General features: G+C 70.1%; 18 protein-coding genes. 16 read left to right on the forward strand and 2 right to left on the reverse strand.

Going from position 1 to position 20,998, the window contains the following annotated elements:
• The first annotated feature begins 62 nt into the window (after positions 1-62).
• The 13 genes from BMW99_RS35260 to BMW99_RS35320 all read left to right on the forward strand — a co-directional run bounded on the left by BMW99_RS35260 (position 63) and on the right by BMW99_RS35320 (position 18,409).
• Positions 63-890 (forward strand): endonuclease/exonuclease/phosphatase family protein, encoded by an 828-nt coding sequence (locus BMW99_RS35260; protein WP_075018218.1) that lies wholly within the window; start codon positions 63-65, stop codon positions 888-890.
• A 104-nt stretch (positions 891-994) separates the two neighbouring features.
• Positions 995-2,227, forward strand: coding sequence for a methyltransferase, FxLD system (fxlM, locus tag BMW99_RS35265; RefSeq protein WP_069463285.1), 1,233 nt, complete (start codon positions 995-997; stop codon positions 2,225-2,227).
• A 50-nt stretch (positions 2,228-2,277) separates the two neighbouring features.
• Positions 2,278-2,463 carry an FxLD family lanthipeptide gene (locus tag BMW99_RS35270; protein WP_069463286.1) on the forward strand — a complete coding sequence of 62 codons (186 nt, stop codon included), beginning with the start codon at positions 2,278-2,280 and terminating at the stop codon, positions 2,461-2,463.
• 105 nt (positions 2,464-2,568) lie between these two features.
• The gene (locus BMW99_RS35275; protein ID WP_069463287.1) at positions 2,569-5,613 is read left to right on the forward strand and encodes a lantibiotic dehydratase; all 3,045 of its coding nucleotides are present in this window, start codon (positions 2,569-2,571) and stop codon (positions 5,611-5,613) included.
• A complete protein-coding gene (locus tag BMW99_RS35280) occupies positions 5,610-6,842 on the forward strand; it encodes a lanthionine synthetase C family protein (protein WP_069463288.1) in 1,233 nt (410 codons plus the stop codon). Before BMW99_RS35275 ends, BMW99_RS35280 begins: the two co-directional genes overlap by 4 nt.
• Entirely contained in the window at positions 6,824-7,843 is a 1,020-nt protein-coding gene (locus BMW99_RS35285) for a thiopeptide-type bacteriocin biosynthesis protein (RefSeq protein ID WP_069463289.1), read from the forward strand. The genes BMW99_RS35280 and BMW99_RS35285 overlap by 19 nt, the downstream gene beginning before the upstream one ends.
• Before the next feature lie 496 nt (positions 7,844-8,339).
• Positions 8,340-10,304 carry an ATP-binding cassette domain-containing protein gene (locus tag BMW99_RS35290; RefSeq protein WP_176735465.1) on the forward strand — a complete coding sequence of 655 codons (1,965 nt, stop codon included), beginning with the start codon at positions 8,340-8,342 and terminating at the stop codon, positions 10,302-10,304.
• Between the two features lie 26 nt (positions 10,305-10,330).
• Positions 10,331-10,738 (forward strand): NUDIX domain-containing protein, encoded by a 408-nt coding sequence (locus tag BMW99_RS42450; protein WP_069463291.1) that lies wholly within the window; start codon positions 10,331-10,333, stop codon positions 10,736-10,738.
• A 20-nt stretch (positions 10,739-10,758) separates the two neighbouring features.
• The gene (gene fxlM / locus BMW99_RS35300; RefSeq protein ID WP_075018220.1) at positions 10,759-13,128 is read left to right on the forward strand and encodes a methyltransferase, FxLD system; all 2,370 of its coding nucleotides are present in this window, start codon (positions 10,759-10,761) and stop codon (positions 13,126-13,128) included.
• Positions 13,129-13,474: 346 nt separating this feature from the next.
• Complete coding sequence (locus BMW99_RS35305) at positions 13,475-14,614, forward strand: NUDIX hydrolase (protein WP_079138373.1); 1,140 nt, start codon at positions 13,475-13,477, stop codon at positions 14,612-14,614.
• A 46-nt stretch (positions 14,615-14,660) separates the two neighbouring features.
• Positions 14,661-16,127 (forward strand): NUDIX domain-containing protein, encoded by a 1,467-nt coding sequence (locus BMW99_RS35310; protein WP_069463292.1) that lies wholly within the window; start codon positions 14,661-14,663, stop codon positions 16,125-16,127.
• Positions 16,124-17,380 (forward strand): M15 family metallopeptidase, encoded by a 1,257-nt coding sequence (locus BMW99_RS41635; RefSeq protein WP_245791764.1) that lies wholly within the window; start codon positions 16,124-16,126, stop codon positions 17,378-17,380. Before BMW99_RS35310 ends, BMW99_RS41635 begins: the two co-directional genes overlap by 4 nt.
• Positions 17,381-17,509: 129 nt before the next feature.
• Positions 17,510-18,409, forward strand: coding sequence for an NUDIX domain-containing protein (locus BMW99_RS35320; RefSeq protein ID WP_245791765.1), 900 nt, complete (start codon positions 17,510-17,512; stop codon positions 18,407-18,409).
• Here BMW99_RS35320 and BMW99_RS35325 read toward each other — a convergent pair.
• Positions 18,388-18,831, reverse strand: coding sequence for a hypothetical protein (locus tag BMW99_RS35325; RefSeq protein WP_075018221.1), 444 nt, complete (start codon positions 18,829-18,831; stop codon positions 18,388-18,390). The genes BMW99_RS35320 and BMW99_RS35325 overlap by 22 nt on opposite strands.
• On the reverse strand, positions 18,828-19,181 hold the full coding sequence (locus BMW99_RS35330; protein ID WP_069467493.1) for a hypothetical protein: 354 nt from the start codon (positions 19,179-19,181) through the stop codon (positions 18,828-18,830). The genes BMW99_RS35325 and BMW99_RS35330 overlap by 4 nt, the downstream gene beginning before the upstream one ends.
• 330 nt (positions 19,182-19,511) lie before the next feature.
• On the opposite strand from BMW99_RS35330, the gene BMW99_RS41640 reads away from it, so the two are divergent.
• The 3 genes from BMW99_RS41640 (at position 19,512) to BMW99_RS42810 (ending at position 20,893) form a co-directional block, all read left to right on the forward strand.
• Entirely contained in the window at positions 19,512-19,988 is a 477-nt protein-coding gene (locus BMW99_RS41640) for a hypothetical protein (RefSeq protein ID WP_176735517.1), read from the forward strand.
• Positions 19,989-20,060: 72 nt separating this feature from the next.
• Positions 20,061-20,678, forward strand: coding sequence for a transposase family protein (locus BMW99_RS42805; protein WP_069464126.1), 618 nt, complete (start codon positions 20,061-20,063; stop codon positions 20,676-20,678).
• Complete coding sequence (locus BMW99_RS42810) at positions 20,675-20,893, forward strand: transposase family protein (RefSeq protein WP_256090287.1); 219 nt, start codon at positions 20,675-20,677, stop codon at positions 20,891-20,893. Before BMW99_RS42805 ends, BMW99_RS42810 begins: the two co-directional genes overlap by 4 nt.
• Positions 20,894-20,998 lie beyond the last annotated feature (105 nt).

The following is a 20,998-nucleotide window of genomic DNA, read 5'->3' on the forward strand; positions in this document are numbered from 1 at the left end:
CCCACCCCGCCACCGCCACCGCCACCGCCACCACTGTGTGACCCACCCCCGAGAGGAGTGCCGTGCGTGCCGTGACGTACAACCTGCTGAACGGCGGGCTCGATGACGGAGACGACGCCCGCCTGCTTCGCCAGGTTGACATCCTTGCCGGGCTCGCGCCCGATGTGCTGACCCTGCAGGAGTGCACCGGCTGGCCACCGCGTCTGGCCGAGGAAGTCGCTGCCGCCCTGGGGATGAGCGTGGCGCTGACGGCGACCTCGGGCACCGGCAGCGGCCTGAACGCCACCGTGCTGTTCCATCGGCCCTCGGTCCTCAAACTGGTGGCGCCGGCCGCGCAGCGCGGGCAGGGAATCTACACGCACGCGCTCATCAAGGCCCACCTGCGACCGGTCGACGCCGAGGACACCAGCGGCGACTTCCTCGCGCTGGGCACCCACCTGTCCTGGTCCGGCGCCGCCGCCCGGCTCACGGAAGTCACCGGCTACCTCACCGACTTCGCCGGAGACTTCCCTGGCACGCCGGCCAGAGCGCTGCTCATGATGGACGCCAACACCCCCGCCCCCTATGACCGGCGGCCCTGGCGCTGGTCCAAGATCCCCACCAACCTCCAGCCCCGCTACCGCCGGATCCGGCCCAGCGGTCGCCTCGCCGGCATCGACCGCGCCGCGATGCGCGCCCTCCTCAACGCGGGATGGCAGGACCCCCAGGCACACATCCGCGGTCGCCGCGCCGCCACCGTCGGCTACTACTACGCCAACGAACGCGTCCCCTGGCACCTGGACCACATCCTCCTCGCCGGCCCATGGCCGAAGGCCGCCAACTACCGAACCGTCGACACGCACGAGTTGCGCGCCCTCGCCGACCACCTCCCCGTCGTCCTTGAGATCTGATGGGCGAGGTCCTCCCGTGCGGCTCGTTCCGCATCCCCTCTTCACCCTGCATCCGCGCTCCTCGAACGCGGGGAGCCCAAGAACGACGCGAAGGAACCACCGCAATGACCGACACAACCATCAAGCCCGACGAGGCAGACCGCCTGAGGAACAACACCATCGACACGCTCCGCGAAGCGGGATGGATCATGTCGCCGGAGATCGATGCGGTGATGCGGAAGGTGCCCCGCCACGAGTTCGCCCCGGAGGCGAGCCTGGAGAAGGCGTACGAGCCCTTTGCCGCGGTGATCACCAAGACCGACGAGCACGGGGTGCAGCTCAGCTCGGTGTCCGCGCCGCAGATCCAGGCGCTGATGCTGGAGCAGGCCAAGGTCCGGCCCGGGATGCGGGTGCTGGAGATCGGATCGGGTGGTCTGAACGCCGCCTACCTCGCCGAACTCGTCGGACCGCAGGGCGTGGTGACCACGGTGGACATCGACCCGGTGGTCACCGCACGTGCCAGCCGCCTGCTGGAGGAGCACGGCTACAGGCACATCACCGTCGTCACGGCCGACGCCGCCGAGCCCATCCCCGGCCTTGACCAGGTCGACGTGGTGATGGTGACCGCTGGTGCCTGGGACGTGCCGCCGGCCTGGATCAGCCAGCTCAAGCCGGGCGGCAGGTTGGTGGTTCCGCTGCGGATGCGGGGCCTGACCCGCTCGGTGGCCTTCACCCGCGTCGGCGAGCATCTGGAGAGCGAGTCCGCGGCGATCTGCGGGTTCGTGCCGATGCAGGGCGCCACCGCCCACCACGAGGAGCTGCTGCTCGTCAACGGCACCCCGGAGATCGGGCTGCGTTTCGACGACGGGCTGCCCTCGCAGCCGAGTCTGCTGGACAACGCGGTCACCTTGGAGCGGGTCGAGTTGTGGACGGGTGTGACGGTCGGCCTGAGCGAGTTGCTGGACACCCTTCAGATGCACCTGGCCATCACCGTGCCGGGCTTTTGTGTCATGGCCGTTGACCCCGACCTGGACTCCGGGCTCGTCGCCCCGGCCAACAAGGGCTTCTCCCTGGCCGCCGTGAACAAGCCGGGCAACACCTTCGCCTACCTCACTACCCGACGCACCGACGACGGCCGGCACGTCGAGTACGGCGTCCACGCTCTCGGTCCCGACGCCGCTGCCTTCACGCGAGTTCTCGCTGGCCATCTGCGCGAGTGGGCCGACACGCGCCGCGGCGGCCCCAGCCCGGTCATCCGGGTCTATCCGGCCAGCACCCCCGACGACCAGGTCCACGGTGACCGGGTCATCGACAGGGTCCACAGCCGGATCTCGCTGTCCTGGCCCGCCAGCCGGTAGGCGGCGGACCAGGGTTCCCGCACCACCCCTATGGAAGGAAGGTCACCATCATGACCACTGCCACCCTGGCGCCTGCGCCGACGGATGTCGATGGGGACTTCGCGCCGCTCGATGTGAGGGTCGTCGTCGCCACGCACGCGTACGGCAAGCTCGCCTGCTCCACCGGTGACGGTTGCGGCTCCACCTGCGCGAACGGCGCCAGCTCCTGCAACTCCTCCGCGGAGTACCCCGCCTGATTCCAAGCGCGCAGGCACATCCCCCTACCGGTGGGCCGGGTCCGGCACTCGTAGCAGCCCGGCCCACCGGCCACTCCCGAGCGCCCTCACCCGAAGGGATTGCCCATGGCCCCCGACTCGCCGGCCGGCTACCGCTGGCAAGCTCCCGCCATCCTGCGGGCCACCACCTGGGCTGGCACGCCGGAACTGCCGGTCGCCCTCGACGTGGACGACGCGGAGGCCACCCGCGGATGGCTGAGCCAAGCGTGGCAGCAGCAGTCGTTCCGGGAGGCTGTATCCGCCACGGCCCCGGTGCTCGCCGGCGCGATCGCCGCGGTCGTCGACGGGCGCCAGTGCCAGCCCCGCCAGGTGCGGCGGACCGCGTTGTCCGCGATCTCCTACCTGCTGCGCTGGCACCACCGCCCCACCCCGCTCGGCTACTTCGCCGGAACGGCCCCACTCGCCGTCGGCGGCTCAGCCAGCGTCTGCTGGACAGACAAGCACCGGGTCGAGTTCCGGGCGGACGCCGAGTGGGTCACCGACGTCATCCTGCGCCTCCAGCGGATCCCGGAGCTGTTGAGACGACTCCCCGTGATGGCCAACAACACCGCGCGACGGCGCGGGGATCGCCTGGTTACTGCGGGACCTCCCGCCGACGCCTACGCCAAGCTCATGGCACCCGTCGAGGTCTCCGTTCGCCTCACCCGCCCGGTCGCTGCCGCCGCCGAAGCGGCCCGCCAGCCCATCGTCTACGCCGACCTGCACGAGCACCTTCACCGGCTCTTCCCACAGGCCAGCACCGACCAGATCGACCAGGTGCTGGGCGGGCTGCTCGACCAGCAGATCCTGCTGACCAGCCTGTGGGCTCCGGGGACCACCCCGGACGCCCTGGGCCACCTGTGCGAAGAACTGCAGCGCGTGGGGGCCGGCACCCTGCCCGCCGTGCGTGACTTGCTGAACGAGCTGGAGGCCATCCGCGACGACCTCGCCGCCTCGACCGCCGAACGTGTCACGGCGAGGATGCGGACCGTGTCTACCTGCACGCCGACCCCTGTGGTCATCGACACGAGTCTCAACTGCGACGTGCGGATACCCAACGCGGTCCTGGAGGAGGCGCAAGCGGCCGTCACCGCTCTGTATCGCACCACGGCACAGCCCTACGGCTACCAGCACTGGCGCGAATACCACCGCCGCTTCCGCATGCACTACGGCGCCGGCGCTGTGGTGCCGGTCCTGGAGCTGGTCTGCGACAGCGGCCTCGGGCTGCCCGCCGGATACGTCGGCTCCGAACGCGGCCGGTCCCACCGGCTACTGACCGACAGGGACGAAGCCATCCTCACGCTGCTGCAGCCCGTCCTCATGGAAGGCGGCAGCGAACTCGTCCTCACCGACAAGGTGATCGACGTCCTCTCGAACGCTTCGGCCTCCGATCCGCACTATCTCCCCCGCCTGGAAGCCGCCTTCGAGATCCACTCCCGGTCCACCGATGACTTCAAGCGCGGAGCCTTCGAGATCGCGCTGACTGCGGCGCCCAGACCCGGCAGCAGCCTGGCCGGACGCTTCGTCCACCTCCTCGCCCCCGGGCACCACCGGACGCTGACCGCGGGCTACCGCGGCGATCCCGACGCGCTGAGCGCGCAGCTCAGCTTCCCGCCCCGCAAGCGCCGCAACGAGAACGTCACCCGCACACCCCGGCTGCTGGACCACGTCATCTCCGTGGGTGAACACCTGCCGCCCGGCGGTAAGACGATCAGATTGGACGACATCGCCGTCACGGCGGACGCCCGGCACCTCCACCTGGTGCAACTGTCCACCGGCCGCCGCCTGAACGTGCGCGTGCTGCACGCCCTCGAAGCCGGCACCCAGACCCCGGCCCTGCCCCGCTTCCTCGCCGAGGTCGCCGACGCCCGGTACGCGGCCTACGGACCGTTCGACTTCGGCGCCGCCGCACGCCTGCCCTACCTGCCGCGCGTCCGCTACCGGCGCACCATCCTCGCCGCCGCCCGCTGGCTGCTCACCGCAGACGAACTCCCCCACCACACCTGCGAACAAGCAGCCTGGGACAATGAGTTCGACACCTGGTGCACCAGGCTCAGGGTGCCGCTAAGGGTCAGCATGATCGAGCACGACCAGCGCCTCCTGCTCGACCTGACCCACCCGGTGCACCGCCGCTTGCTGCGCGCCAAGCTCGACCAGAACGAGCACCTGGAGCTGCGCGAGGGCCCGCCGGCCGACGCCCACGCCTGGATCGGTCGCGCCCACGAGGTATGGGTCAGCCTCCGCAACATCACGCCGCACCCACCCACCGAAACCAGCATCGCCAGCACAGGCAACGCCCGGGAGTCAGCGCCGCTGCACCTGCCCGGCGCCGGCAACCTGCTGTGTGCCTGGCTGCGTGCCCACCCGGGCCGCTACGACGAGATCCTCACCCACCACCTGCCTCTCCTACTCGCGGAGGTCGGCGACTGCCTGGATCTGTGGTGGTTCACGCGGCACCGCCAGACCGCCCGGCCCGACGCCGACCAGCACCTCGACCTCATCCTCCACCTCGCGCCCGGCACCCACGCAGCCGTGACCGGCAGCGTCAACAACTGGGCAACCACCCTTAACCGCAGTGGTCTCGCCTCGGGACTGGTCCTGGCCGACTACCGCCCGCAGACCGGCCTGTTCGGGCACGGGCCAGCGATGGACGCCGCCCACCGCGTGTTCGCCGCGGACTCGGCAGCCGCCCTCGCACAGATCCAACTCACCGACCAGGACAACACTTTCGCCCCGCGGGCCCTCGCCGCTGCCAGCGCGTTCGACCTTCTCCAGCACCTCGCGCCCCAGCATGGTCAGGGAACGGACTGGCTCATCCAGCGGGTACCGCGGGCCACCGGCCGCCTCGACCCGCACCTGCGCGACCAGACGCTCCACCTCACCTCCCCCACCGGCCTTGACCACGTGGGCAGGATCCCGGGAGGCGGCGCCGTCACGGAAGCCTGGCACGCCCGCGCCGCCACGCTGGCTGCCTACCAACTCCACCTGAACGGCGCCGATCCGCTGCGCGCCGCCCGCGCACTGCTCCACCAGCACCACGTGCGTGCGCTGGGCGTCGACCCGACCGGCGAAGCGCTCACGCTGCGCCTGGCCCGAACCGCCGCCCTGCGCCGGCAGAGGGCAGCTCGATGACCGCGGCCACCTGCAGCGCCACCGAGACGCTGCTCGGCATCGCCCACGATCTGGCCGAGCCCACGCCCGTCGATCCGGACGAGCCGTGGGCGGTTCAGTCCCTCGCCGAGGGAGCAGCCGGAACCGCTCTCCTTCACGTCGAAGCCGCACGCCGCCACGCACAGCCCTGGAGGCCGGCTCACCGCTGGATCAGCACCGCCGCCTCCGGGCAGGTCAGCGCCGCCGACACCGCCGGCCTGTTCCTCGGCGTCCCCGCCGTGGCATTCCTGCTCGGCACACCGCCCGCCGACGTCGACGGCCTGTACTTCCAAGCCCGACACACCGTGCACCTGCACGTCCTCGCACTGGCCCACCGCCGTACCGACGCCGCCATGGCACGCATCGCCCGCGGCGACCTGCCGACGTTCGCCGAGTACGACACCTTCTACGGCCTGACCGGCATCGGCGCATACCTCCTGCATACCAACCCGGACGGAGGGGCCCTGGAGCGCATCCTGCGCTACCTCATCGCGCTGACCCGCCCGCTGGCACCCCCCGGCCGGGGCCTGCCCGGATGGTGGGTCCGGCACGACCCTCAACGCGGTCACTCCCCGCACTTCCCCGGCGGCCACGGCAACCTCGGCGCCGCGCACGGCATCACCGGCCCCCTCCTCCTGCTCTCCCAAGCCCTGCGGCGCGGAATCGAAGTCCCCGGGCACCGCGACGCCATCCAGACCATCTGCCACCACCTCGACATCTGGCGCCAGCACACCGCCACAGGTCCGCGGTGGCCAGAACACCTCTCACGCCGCGACCTGGAACGAGGCCAACCGCATCTGCCCCATAACGCCCGGCCGAGCTGGTGCTACGGAACCGCCGGAATCGCCCGAGCCGGCCAACTCGCGGGCATCGCCCTGCACGACACCGGCCTCCAGAAGCTCTACGAAGACGCCCTCTACCGAACCCTCACCGATCCAGCCCAACTCGCCGGCATCACCGACGCCGGACTCTGCCACGGCTGGGCCGGCATCTACCAGACCGCCAGCCGCGCCGCCGCCGACGCCCTCGACCCCCGCCTGCCCGGGATCCTGCCTGCTCTCGGCGCAGCCCTCCTCGACCACGCCCGACACCACCCCACGGCCGAACCGGGCCTGCTCAACGGCGCCGCCGGCACCGCCCTCGCCCTGTCCACCCTCGCCACCCACCAGCCCCCGAGCACCGGATGGGACGCATGTCTCCTGATCAACTGACCCAGACCGACCTCGACCGCACCGAAGCCACTGTCCTTGCCGTCCTCCAAGGCCAGCCAGTCGAAGACGCGGCCTGCGCCAACGGGATGGAGCCGACGAACCTCTCCGATGCCGCCTCCGTCTTCCGGCAGGCCGGCCGGGAAGCCCTGGCCAGCCACGCGGCACAGCGCGAATGGTGGCACGTCTACCTCCACTTCACCGACTGGCACCGCGCCGACCACATGTTCAGCACACACGTGCTGCCGCTCCTGCACGACGCGGAAACCGCAGGCTCGCTCGACGGATGGTGGTACACCCGCAAACACCCTTGCTGGCGACTACGGCTGCGCCACAACCCCCGCTCGCACGAGACGACCCCGATCGGCCAGGAACTCGACCGCCTCGTATCTCAGGGGCACTTACTCCGCTGGTGGCCCGGGATCTACGAGCCGGAAACCGTCGCATTCGGCGGCGCGGCCAGCATGCAGGCCGCGCACCAGCTGTTCGCCGCCGACAGCCGCCACATTCAGCAACTCCCTCTCCACGCGAACCTGCCGCTCGGAGCACGGGAACTGTCGGTTCTGCTCTGCTCGACTCTGATGCGCGCCGCCGGACTCGAATGGTACGAACAAGGCGACGTCTGGCACCGGGTCATCACCGCAGAACACCGTGACAGACTCGCCGACCTCCCTCAGGAGGCGCTGCACGGCGACGTCGAACCCATCCGGGCCCTCCTGACCTCCGACACCGCAGCCCTCCTGGTGCCGGGAGGCCCACTCGAACCCGTCCAGGACTGGGTGGCCGCCTTCGATCACGCCGGCCAAACCCTCCTCCAGTCGGTCCAACTCGGCACACTCGATCGTGGACTGCGTCAAGTCCTCAGCTACCACGTGATCTTCCACTGGAACCGGCTCGGACTTTCCCTCACCGCCCAGAGCCGCCTCGCAGCAGCAGCCCGAACAGCCATCCTGCACACAGACACGATGTCGGATGCTGCCCATCAGACCTCGTGGGCACGCTGATCGCCCGGCGGCCCAGGTACCGCGAGCTACCCACCCGATGGCTGGGTTCTGACGCGGCAACGCCCCCGGGTGGCGTTGCCCGCAGGAGCAGCCAGCGATTCCGCGGCCTGGTCGTGACGGCTCACGAGGAATCACGTCGGTCTCACGTGCAGCACGGCCCGGTGTTTCGGCCAATCCAGAACCACCACTGCGCCCAGGCCCGGCAAGGGTCGATGCACGGCACACGCTCACCCAACCGCCGAATCACGGCTTTGGCAGCACGTCCGAAAGACGTGTGTTCGAAGCCACCGGTCGCGTCGTTGGACACCACATCACCGCCTGGACGACGGGGAGGCGCCGCGTTGAATCTCGCAGAACAGCCATGGGGCACCCCACCATTGCACCCTCTTTCCCCCACGACCGAAGCCCTTGCTGGCAGCCACGCCTCGTCCCACCGGACTTCGAACCGGACCCGCCTGGGAGGTAGGTGGTGAAGAGGTTCTTCGGGCGGGTGACGATGGCCGAGCCGAAGGTCTCCGAAGCTGAGCAGGATCTGTTCGGCGGTCGGCTGCTCTACGACATGGGCTGGTCGAACCACGAGCACGCAAGGCTTGACCTGACCATGTCCTCCGCCCTTCGTACGATGCCGAAACTGGTCGGCGCGACCTTGCGGATCGCGTGGACCGCCGACCGACGCGCCCTGGTCGCGGTGGCGATCAGTGAGATCGGGCAGGGCATCGCCGGGGCCGTCAGCCTGCTGGCGATCAACGCGGTCATGCACGCTCTGCTCCGTGGCGCCGGCACCGCCACCCAACGCGTGCACGCGCTGGTGCCCGGCCTGCTGGCCGCCGCCGGCGTCGCCGTCGTCAACTCCGCGCTGGCCGGCTGGTCCACCTCACGGGCCGGACGGCTGGAACCCCTGGTCGAACGGATCGCAACCACCCAGTACCTGGCCGCAGCGGCGTCCGTGGAGCTGGAGGCCATCGACGACCCGGACTTCCGCCGTCTCATCGACGTCGCCCAGTACGGCCCTGGCTCGGCCCGGCGCATGATCAGTGCGTGCGTCGCCGCGTTGAACGGCCTGATCAAGCTGATCACCACCGCCGGGGTGCTGACCGTCCTGCACCCTGTGCTGCTGCCCATGTTGATCCTGATCGCCGCCCCGCGCGGCTGGGGCGCCATGCGCGTGGCCCAGGAACGCTACGTGTCGATGATGAGCTGGATCGAGCACGTCCGTGCCAGCCGCCTCATAGGGAACCTGCTCACCGACCGGACCGCTGCGCAGGAGGTCCGTGTGCACGCCGCCGGGCCGTTTCTCCTCGGACGCTACGAGGCGATGGCCGAGAGCGCCGAGGCCGAGCAAGAGCGGCTGGCCTCCAGCAAAGCCCTCACCGAGTGCGTGGCGGCCGCCCTGTCTGGCGTGGCCATGGCGGTCACCTACGGCACGATGTTCTGGCTGATCACCAGCGGGCACATGAGCCTGGCCATGGCCGGCACCGCTGTGATCGCGGTGCGCTCCGGATCGGCCAGCTTGGGCGGCCTGGTGATGAATGTCAACCAACTGCACGAGGAGTCCCTCTACGTCCGCGACCACGGACGTTTCCTCGCCCAGGCCGCCCATCGCGCCATCCCACAGGGCGGCGCCGCAGTCCCGGAGCGCATCAAAGAGGTCTCCTTCGACCAGGTCACCTACCGCTATCCCGACCGCGACGACGCGGCCCTGGACCACGTGACGTTCACCCTGCCCATGGGCTCGGTCACCGCAGTCGTCGGCGAGAACGGATCCGGAAAGAGCACGTTGATGAAACTCCTGGCCGGCCTGCTCCTTCCCCAACAGGGCACGGTTCACTGGGGCGGAACTGCGGTCACCGACCTCGATCGCACCCAGGTCTTCGAGCGGGTATCCCTGCTCACCCAGGATTTTCAGCGCTGGCCGGTCACCGCCGGGATGAACATCCGCATCGGCCGCCCGGCTCGTTCCGCGAGTTCACGGGATCTAGAGCTGTCCGTTGATTACGCCGGTGCCCGCCCGGTGATCGCCAAACTGCCCGCCGGGCTCAACAGCCTGCTGGCACGAATGTTTCGGGGCGCGATCGAACTGTCGGGGGGTGAATGGCAGAAGCTGGGGCTGGCGCGCACCCACTGGCGTCACTCCACCAGCGGGGCCGACGGCGTTCTCATCGTCGACGAGCCCACCTCCGCACTCGACCCACAGGCCGAAATCGAGGCATTCCAGCGGATCCGCCGGCTGGCGGCCCCCCACCGTGCCGTCGTCCTGGTCACCCATCGCATGTCCGGTGTCCGGCACGCCGATCACATCTACGTCCTGCACCAGGGCCGGCTCACCGAGCACGACACCCACGACGAACTCATCGCCGCCGGTGGCCGCTACGCCGCCATGTTCGACGCTCAAGCCGCGCAGTACGCCCCCACCGGCGGCATCCCGCACCCGACCACGCCCGCCGTCGCGGATCCCGCATGACCCGAGCGCAGGAAAGGACCGAGCCCGTGACCGCTTCCGCCTCACCGGCGCACCTCCCCGTGCCGCCCGGCGTCAGGACGTGGGAGGAGTACGCCGCGTCCCCTCACACGTTCTCGCTCGGCGCCGCGGCGATCATCACCGACCAGATCGGCCGCGTCCTGCTGGTCCGCCCGACCTACCGGGAGGACGACCGGTGGCTCCTGCCCGGTGGCGCCCTCGAAGCCGGCGAGCACCCCATGGATGCGTGCCGGCGCGAGGTCGCCGAGGAGCTTGGTCGCACGATCTGGCGCTTTCACGGGCCGGGCTCGTCAACTGTGCGCCGGAACTATGGCATGAGTCCGATAGCAACCGGTGCTCGGCGTGTCAGGCCGAGCTGCCTTCCTCCGCAAGGGCCCATCGTGCTGGCGCGACAGCACGTCATCACCCACCGCTGACGTATCTGGAAAGGGATCCCGTGGGATACACCCGGGCCGACTGGTCCAACCACTACACCGCTGGTAACGGCTTCCGGCCGCTCGGAGCAACGGAGAAGGCCCTCCTCGCCGAGCACGCACCGGCCCCCTCTGGAGGCGGCCGGGCTCTGGACGCAGGCTGCGGCACCGGCGAGCTGGCCGCGTTCCTGGCCTCGCTCGGCTACACCGTGGACGCGGTGGACTTCGCCGAGGGCGCCGTCGATCGCGCCCGAGCGGAGCACGCCGCGGTCGAGTCGGTGCGCTGGCTGTGCCTGGACCTTGACCGCGACGACCCGGCACCGCTGCATGAGGACGGATACGACCTGGTCACGCTCCGGCTCATGTATCCGTTCCTGGCCAGGCGCATGAGTGTCGCGCACGCGCTCGGTGAGCGGCTGCGGCCGGGCGGCGCACTCGTCGTCATCACCCCGGTGGTCGAGCACACCCCGGACGAGCGCCGCAGTATCGCTCTCGATGAGGACGAGATCGCTCTGCTCACCGAGGGCTGGGAGACGGTGGAGCGGCTGGAGGCGGACCGGCTTGCCGTTCTGGTCCTGCGCGGCCCGTGCCACACCGGCACGCGGGCGGTGGAGCGGAAGCGGCCGCCTGCCGGTCCGGCTGTGACGGGCGCCCTCGCGGTCGTCACCGATGCGGCCGGCCGGGTTCTGCTGGGCCGATCGCGCCGGGGCATGTGGGAACTTCCCGGCGGCAGAAACGAGGGTTCGGAATCGTTCGAGGTGGCCGCGGTGCGCGAGCTCGCCGAGGAGACCGGACTCGCTGCAGATGTCGAGAACGCGCATGTGGTGACGATGCTCGCGGACTCGATCGGCGGCGTCCCGCGGCTCACCGCCGTCGTCCGCATTACCGCATGGTCCGGGAGACTGGCCAACCCTGAGGCTGACAAGTTCGACCGCTGGGAGTTCGTCGACCTGCACGTTCTCTCCTGCGTCGGCGCCATGTTCGTCCCGGCCGCCCAGGCGCTGGATGCCGTGTGGCCCGGAGTTCTTCCCGACCTGCCGCCCGTGGTCTCCTATCCACTCGCCGTCGAGCAGCCGCCTGTGCCGGGCGAGTCGGCCGAAGCGGTCCGGCTGCGTCAGGCGATGGCCCAGACGGTCAACGACGGTGGATGGGCCCCGTCCGAGCCGGTCCGCGACGCGCTGCGGACCGTGCCCCGCCACCGCTTCGCCCCGGAGGTGAACCTCGCGAACGCTTACGACGGCGGCGACCGGGCCGTAATCACCCGGCGCGACGAGACGGGAAGGGCGATCAGCTCGGTGTCCGCGGCGTGGCTCCAGGCCGACATGATCGAAACCCTTTCCCTGAAGCCCGGCGCGACCGTGTTCGAGGCGGGCTCCGGCGGCTACAACGCCGAACTGATCGCCCACGTCAGCGGACCCGACGGACGCGTGGTCACCGTCGACATCGACCCCTGGGTCGCACGGCGCACCCGCCGGTTCACCACGGAATCCGGAAGCGGCCGCGTCAGCGTCGTTGAGGCCGACGCGGCCCTCGGCGCACCCGCCCACCTCGTGCCCCGCGGCGGCTTCGACCGCAGCGTGATCACCTACAACTGCTGGGACATCGCACCTGCCTGGCGGGAGCAGTTGGCCGAGGGCGGGCGCCTGGTCATGCCGCTGGAGATCGGCGGCTACACCAGGGCGATCGCTTTCGAGCGGCACGGCCAGGTGCTGCACGCACGCCACTTCACCTACTGCGGCTTCGTCCGCGATCAGGGACAGCAGGCCCGCACCATTCCGGTCGTCTCCCTTCTCGACGGCGGCCTGACGCTTCGCTTCGAGCACGGCACCGCCGCCGGCACGGATGGCCTGGAGGAGGCGTTGCGCGGCGAGCGGCACGACGTCGCCACCGGCGTGACCATGGGTGCGGGCGTCTATTTCGGCTCCCTGCAGCTCTACGTGGCCACCACGTTGCCGGGCTTCTGCCGTCTGGCCGCCCACCAGAATGCGGACCAGGGTGTGACCGGTATCGCCAAGGACCGCGACGCGCCCGCCATCGTCGGCGACGCTTCGCTCGCCTACCTCATCGCCATCCAGACCAAGGACGGCGACCGTCCCGAGGACAAGGAGTGGGAGTGGCACGCCCACGCCTTCGGCGAGCAGGGTCCGCAACTCGCCGAGCAACTGGCGGTCGCCGTCCGGGCCTGGGACCGTCACGTACGGGCCGACGACAACAACAAGCACGCCGATCCCGTACTGACGGCCCACCCCGCCGACACACCCGATGATCTGCTGCCCGCCGGACACGTCCTGGACAAGGAGCACTGCCGCCTGGTGATCCGCTGGCCGGGCCATGACGCGCAGGTGCCCCGCCCCGTGCGCCCCCGCGCCGAGATGCTGACGCAGGAGGTGTGACCTTGGAACCGGCGGTACGCGAGGCGTCGCCGCTTGCCAGGCAATCGGCGCCGCGGACATGCTGCCCCACTTGCGCGCCGGCCTGAACACCCTCCTGATCAGTGGTTCGGCGGGCAGCAGCTCTCCGGGGCCACCGGCTCACCAACGTGGCCGTCACCGACCGGATCTCATCCTCGCTCCAGGGCCACAGCGTGCAGGAAGGCACCTACGCCCAACTCACCGGAGCCTCCGGGCTGTTCCAGACCCTGTGGGAACTGCAGCGAGAAGTGAGCGGCCACACCCCTGACCACCACTCCCCGACTCCCCGCCCGGCTGGGATCAGCCCCCGTTGTGAAAGGCAGAGCCCGTGCCCCCTTCCGCGTCGCCCTCCGACGGCGTTGCGCCCCAGGTCACCACACCGCTGGAACGCTACGCAGCCTCCCGTCACACAGTGTGGCTCGGCGCCGCCGCGATCATCACCGACCAGGCCGGGCGGGTCCTGCTGGTGCACCCCACCTACCGCGAGGACGACAGGTGGCTGCTGCCCGGGGGCGCCGTCGATGCCGGCGAGCACCCGATGGACGCCTGCCGGCGCGAGATCGCCGAGGAGCTGGGCCTGCACGACGTGCCTGTGTCCCGTGTGCTGGCCGTGCTGTCCTTGTCCCGCCACCACCGCGACATCACGCCCGGTATGCCGTGCCCCGGAGAGATCCGCTACCTCTTCGACGGCGGCACCCTCACCCCCGACCAGATCCAGGCCATCCGCCTGCCCCGGCGTGAACTGTCCACCTTCGCATTCATGGAGACCCGCGAAGCGGCACAGCGCCTCGTCCCGGTGGACGCACAGACCATGCTCGCCGCCTACCGTGCCCGGCTCGGGAACACCGCCACCGCCCACCTCGCCGACGGCCGGCACATCCTCGACGTCCCCGCGCTGGACCGCTTGGACATCCACGTCCGCTACCGGCCCTTGTGGGACAGCCCTCTGCACCGCGGCCCCGTCCCCGGCCACCTGCCCGTACAGCAATCCTGGGCGTGGTGCTTCGTCCCCGACGGGCGGGTCGTCGTGGTGGCCGATCCCGGCCCAAACGGCGCGCTGCCGATGCTGCCCGGCGGCACCGTGGACAGCACCGACGCCACCCCCGAGGACACCCTGCACCGCGAAGCCGTCGAGGAAGCCCAACTCACCCTGACCGACCCGGTGCGACTGGGCTGGGTACTCGACGAGACCGGCGAGGTCTATGGCGGCGTGGGGCCCAACGCGAGGCTGCGCCTGGCCGCCCGGGTCACCGCGATCGGCCCGGCGGCCGCCGATCCCGCCACCGGACATCCCTTCGCCCGCCTCCTCACCTCCCCCGACCAGGCAGCCGCCCTGCTGGGCTGGGGCCCACCCGGCGTGCGGCAAGCCCAGCTCGCGATGGAATCGGCGCGGGAGCGGTGGGGCCTACCCGCCGCTCGCGCCTCGGCCGTCGAGGAGATCCCAGCGGAGGGGATGCGCCTGAACTGACCCGAACCCCGCCCCGCCTCCACTCCCCGCCACGTTGAGGTAGCCCATGCCGCTGTCGCCCGACCACATCCGCACCACCGTCGATACCTACCTCGCTCGCCACCCTCACGAGCGCGCACAGCTCGGCGCCCTCCTGAAAGCCCTGGACCGGACCGGTGACGACATCGCCAGCCGTTCCACCTTCACCGGACACCTCACCTGCAGCGCGATCGTCGTCGACGACCTCGGCCGCGTCCTGCACGTGCTGCACCTGGCGAGCGGGAAGCTCCTCGCTCCCGGCGGACACACCGAACCGGCCGACAATCACCTGGCAGCAGCAGCGCTGCGAGAACTGCACGAAGAGACCGGGATCCCGCCCCAGGCCGTCACGCCCTGGCCCGGCTACGAGACCGTTCCGCTCGACATCGACATCCACGACATCGACGCTCACCCCGGCAAAGGCGAACCCGGACACCTCCACTTCGACCTCCGGTTCCTCTTCCGCCTGCACACCTCGACCGAGGCACCCGTCGTGCTGCAGAAGGACGAGGTCGGCGGCATCGAGTGGCGTCCCGTGGACCGCGTGACCTCCCAGACCCTGCGCGAGAAACTGCTCAAGCTCCCGCCGACAGCCGAACCGCAGAGAGCCAACGCCTCGGCTCTGATCTACAACGACCGCGGCGAGTACCTGCTCCACCTGCGCGACTACTTCCCCGGCCGCATCTGGGAACCGGGCATGTGGTCCCTGCTGGGCGGCGGCCGAGAGCCCCAGGACGCAACCCTGGAGCACACCGTGCGGCGCGAACTGGCCGAGGAAGCCGGCCTCGACCTCCCCGACCTGACCCCGTTCGGCACCGAGTACGCCCGCGACGACGCCGGCACCACCGTGCCCATCGCCATCTATGCCGGCCGCTGGAACGGTGATCCCCGCGAACTCGCCCTGACCGAAGGGGTGATGCTGGCCTGGTTCACCCCCCACGACCTCCACCGCCTGCGCATGACCGACACGACCAGCGACCTCGTCCGGCGCCACGCCTCCAGCCACCCCGCTGGCACCGCGCCGCAAGAGGAGCACCGCACTTCGCCGCAGGGAACGGTCCTGAACGTCGTCGGCGTCCACCTCTACCTGGAACGGCCCGACGGAAGGGTGCTGCTCGGGCTTCGCCACCCCGACTCCGCATTCGCGCCGTCCACCTGGCACGTCCTGGCCGGCCACTGCGAGCAGGAGAACGCCATCGCCTGCCTGATCAGGGAGGCACGGGAGGAAGCCGGCCTGCACATCGAGCGTAGGGACGTTGAACTCGTCCACGTCGTCCACCACATCGACCGCCCCGGGGACCGGCCCCGCATGGGCCTGTTCTTCCGCGCCCGCGCCTGGACCGGCCAACCGGAGCTGCGCGAGCCGGACAAATGCACGCAATGGAAGTTCTGGGACCCCGCCGCGCTCCCCGACAACCTCGTCCCCTACACCCGGGTGGCCATCGCAAAGATCCAGAACGGGGAGCTGTACAGCGAGACGGGATGGCCCACATGACCGCCCCACCGCACCGGGTGTCCACTGGAACTGCGGTCGGCCGTGAGGACACCCGTCTCGTGGTGATCCGCGGCAACTCCGCGTCGGGCAAGTCAAGTGTGGCCCAGGGCCTGCGAGATCACTACGGCCGCGGAGTCGCGATCGTGGGCCAGGACGTGATCCGCCGAAACGTACTGCGCGAGCACGACACCACGGGCGGCGCCAACATCGCCCTCCTCGCAAGGATCGCCCGCCACGCCCTGGACGCCGGCTTTCACGTGGTGCTCGAAGGGATCCTGTACGCCGACCGCTACAGCCACATGATCACGACTCTGGTGCGGGACCATCGCGGCGTCTCCCGCTGCTACTACCTGGACGTGCCGCTGGAGGCGACGCTCGTCCGACACGCGTCCAAGGCCGACGCCACGTACCTCACGCAGGTCACCGACGATCACCTCGCCTCCTGGTACCGCGAGCTGGACCTGCTGCCCGGCAGTCTGGAGACCGAGATCCCGGCCGACAGCACGCTGCAGGACACCATCGCGCGGATCGTGCGCGAAACCGGCCTGGCCCATGCCTCCCCCACCCCGCCGCCGCAGCGCAAGCCGTCACAGGGAGACTCGATGAACCCTCTGGTGCTGATGTCCGATCCGCAGGTCGCCGCGATCCCGGTACGCGAGTGCGGAGAGCCGCTCGTCGACGTCCGCCACCATGATTTCCGTGTCGACCTCCGCAAGCAGGATCCACTGGGCGCCTTCGCCCACGTCCGCGAAGGTGTCCTGGCACGGCTGCAGCAGGCCCGCTCGCTCCTGCCCGCCGGCACCGATCTGCTGTTCATCGAGGGCTACCGGCCGCTTTCCCTCCAGCAGCGCTACTTCACCGAATACCGGGACGAGCTGGCCGCCACTCACCCTGACTGGACCGCGGATGAGCTGCACCAGGCCGCCAGCCGGTACGTGTCGCCGCCCGAGATCGCACCTCACTCCGCCGGCGCTGCCGTGGACGTGACCCTCGTCGACCAGGACGGCCACGAACTCGACCTCGGCACCCGAGTCAACGCCACCCCGGAGGAGAGCGACGGGGCCTGCTACACGCACGCCCCGAACCTCAGCGACCAGGCGCGCCACCACCGCACGCTGCTACTCAACGCCATGCAGGCCGCGGGTTTCACGAACTACGGGACCGAGTTCTGGCACTTCTCGGCCGCGGACCGGTACGACGCGCTGATGCGCCAGGAACCGCACGCGCGCTACGGACCGATCGAACTGCCCTAGCACGCCAGCGGACTCGTCCCTTTCTCTGCCACCCGCTCCGATCCGAAGACGCCATAGCGCGGCCACCGTTCCATGACCGGTCCCGGCCCGACGACCGCAACAGACGGAAAGCACCGAACAGAGGCACGCATGCCCGACGACACCCAGCAGACGATCCCAGCCGTCACAAGCTCACTGGCCGGAGACGCAACGCCCGAACACCACATGCACCTGCTCGGGCGGTACTACAGTCAAGTGGAAGCAGGCCGCAAGACGATCGAGGTCCGCACGGCCACCGCCCGAAAGACCGCAGTTCGGGTCGGAGACACGATCGTCTTCCACCGCCAGGACGGCAGCCGGCACCTCGACGTCATCGTGAACCGCATCGGCCGATACGGCTCATTCACGGAACTCCTCGAAACCGAAGAAGCGGCGCGAATCGACCCCGACGCCTCACCAGCCGAACAACTCAACAACCTCCGGGCCATCTACCCGCCCGACAAGGAAGCCCTGGGCGTCCTGGCCTTCGAGTTCGACCACCGCCCTGGGCGTCCCGGCGTCGCACTCCCCATGTCAGCCGAGGAGTTCGTGCACACCCTCGCCCCCCACTCCGCGTACGGGTGCCTGTACGTCCGAGACGAACACGACCGCCCCCTGCAACTCCGCACCGTGTACGGCAGTCGGCAGTGGCAGTTCCCGGGAGGCACCGTCGAGCCCGGCGAAGATCCCCTCACCGCTGCTCGCCGAGAAACCGTCGAAGAGACGGGCCTCGAGCTCGGCCACGGCTCCCCACGCCTGCTGCTCACGCACTACCTCCGCCCCGACCCGGGATGGCCCATGGGCGGAGTCGGCTTCATCTTCGACGGAGGCCAGCTCACCCCAGAGCAGCTACGCCACATCCGCCTCGACCCGACCGAGCACGACCTGTGGGCTCTCCACGACCTCGCCCACTGGCAACGCCTCATGGCTGACGACTCCTACATCCGCCTCAAAGCCGTCGAACGCGCCCGCCACGGTCAGGGCCCCACCTACCTCGCAACCGGCCCCTGAGACGCGCCCACCCACCCCAGAACCAACCAGGCGGCCGAAAGTCGCGATTGGAGGCCCTCGTGCCTGATGACACCCAGCCCGCCTTCCCACCGGCCACCACCGCGGGGACGGGCGACGCGTGCCGCGAACATCACCTGCACCTCCCGCTCAGGCACTATCGGCAGGTGTAAGCCGGCCGCAAGACGATCGACATTAGGGTGACCGCTCCACGCGAGCGCTCCATCGCCGCCGGCGACACGGTCCTCTTTCACGGCCACGATCGGGAACTCGATTTCGTGGTGCAGCGGATCACCCGCTACGCCTCGTTCGACGACCTGCTCGACGACCTGCTCGACGACCAGGACCCGGCCCGCATCGACCGGCAGGCCACACGCGAGGACCTGCTCACCACCCTGCGGGACGAGCACCCGCGCCCAGGTCACCCAGCCAAGCGTTCGTGCGCGTACTCGCGCAGTTCCACCAGCGAAGGTTCGGTGAGAGCACCCCAGCAGCGGATGAGCGCGGAGATGAGTTCGATGCAGCGCCTTGCCCCGGAGCCGAGGGCTGTGTCGAGTGCGGTGCGGGCGTCGGCCGCAGCGGCCTGGGCGTCCTTTCGGCGAAGTGCGCTTTCGGCTCGGTAGGTGAGGAAGACGGCCTTAGTGTGGGCGCGGCGTGGGTCCAGCTCGGTCAGGCCGCCTCCGATCGCGGCGTCGGCTCTGGTGGGGTCGCCGAGGTCGAGCCAGCAGCGTCCGGCGTCGGCGCTGAGATCGGCGGCCGACATCCAGGCCACCACCGGTGGAGCGTTCTTCGAGCCACGTCAGTAATTCGGGGTCGACACCCCGTCCGGTCAGGGCTTGCTGGAGGTGGCGGGGTTCAATGCGGGCCCAGTCGGCTGCAACATCAACGAGAGCCCCGCTGCTCACAACCAGGAAAGATCGGCGGTCCAATGATCGACTTTCATCCTGAATTCGCAGGTCGGGTCGCTGGTGTGGGTGGCGATTGACGCGCTCGCGCTGCTCTCGGCCGTGATCGTTAGCAGGTGATTATCTGCCATGGGCCGGTTCGCGGATTTTGGGGTGGCGTATCCGGGCGTCTCGTAGGTTCCGCAGCGGGAGGGATGCGCATGGTGGACGTGCTGACGTGGATGATCGAGCGGCGGATGCGGCTGACGGAGCGGGCGGAGCTGCTGCGCAAGGAGCTGGCGGAGATCGACGCCGAGCTGGGCCGGCTGGAGGCGGCCGAGGTGGTGTTCGGGCAGTGGGCCGAGGCGACGGACGGAGGAAGGCGGCCGTCGGGCATCGTGGAGCCGGAGCCGGAGCCGGAGCCGGAGCGGGTGGTGGTGACGCCGGGGGCGGCTGGGATGCGGCTGATTCCGGACCGTGAGGAGGGCATGGGGGTGGAGGTGCTGACGCCGGAGTACCGGCGGATCATGGAGATCGTGACGGCTGCGGCGGGGCCGGTGATGGCCAAGGACGTCGCGCTCGCGCTGGGCCGGGAGAACACCCCGGGGAAGGTCGAGCCGGTTCGAGGGCAGTTGCGCAAGCTGTCCGACCGGGGCTGGCTGGCCCGGAACGGCTCCGGGCGCTATTTGCCGCGCTGACCACACTGACGTCGGGGGGAGCGGCCGGTTTCGGCCGTAACGTGAGAACCCCCGGCAGGAGTTGGCGCCTGTGTGAAGAAGCAGCCGCCCGCCGGGGGCTCTCCCGGTGTTGTCTACCAGGTCCGGCTTCCCGTGTCGAAGCGGACCGTCGATCTCGTCGCCGGACTGATACGCCGGCGCCGCAAGCAGCTGGGCACGCGCTGGCGCAAGGCCGCCCCCGGCACCCAGGCGATCGTCGTGCTCGCTGTCCTGCGTCACGACCAGCGCCTGGCCGATATGGCCGGCGGCAACGCGGTCTCGGCCGCCACCGTCCGACGCTGGGTCCTCGAAGTACTCGACTTGCTGGCCGCGAAGGCCCCGCGTCTGGACCGCGCCCTGAAGAAGATCGCCCGTTCCGGCGGTGCGGTGGTCCTGCTGGACGGCACCCTGGTCCGCACCCGCCGCCGCACCGGGGCGGCCAACCGCAAGAACTACAGCGGGAAACACAAGGCCCACGGCCTGCTCTTCCTTGCTCTCACCGATGAGAAGGGCAACCTGATCTGGATCTCTTCGGCCCGCCCCGGCCGGGCCAGCGAGATCACCGCCGCCCGCCACGACCACATCACCGCGCATCTGCGCGAGGCCGGCCTCGGCGCCCTTGCCGACCTCGGCTCGTCGGCCTGGACGACGACCCCGACGACAATCCCGTGATCATCACCGGCCGCAAGGCGACGCGCTCCCGCCGCCTCACCGACGCCGAGAGGGAGGCGAACCGGCTGGTCAGCCGCGAACGCGCCGCCGTTGAGCATGGCTTCGCGAACCTGAAGACCTGGCGAGTCCTGACCAAGGTCCGCATGAACGCCCGTCACGCCACCACCCTGCTGCGGGCCCTGCTCGTCCTCGCGAACACCGAAGTCCACCGGTGACAGACGATCTCCCGAAGAAGATCACATCCCTGACCAGTGCCAGTACATCACCGCAGGCGCACACCAGCCCCGTGACCTGCGAAGTCAGGATGAAAACTTCTCAAT

The organism is Actinacidiphila rubida (assembly GCF_900110255.1).
In the GTDB taxonomy this organism is placed as follows: domain Bacteria; phylum Actinomycetota; class Actinomycetes; order Streptomycetales; family Streptomycetaceae; genus Actinacidiphila; species Actinacidiphila rubida.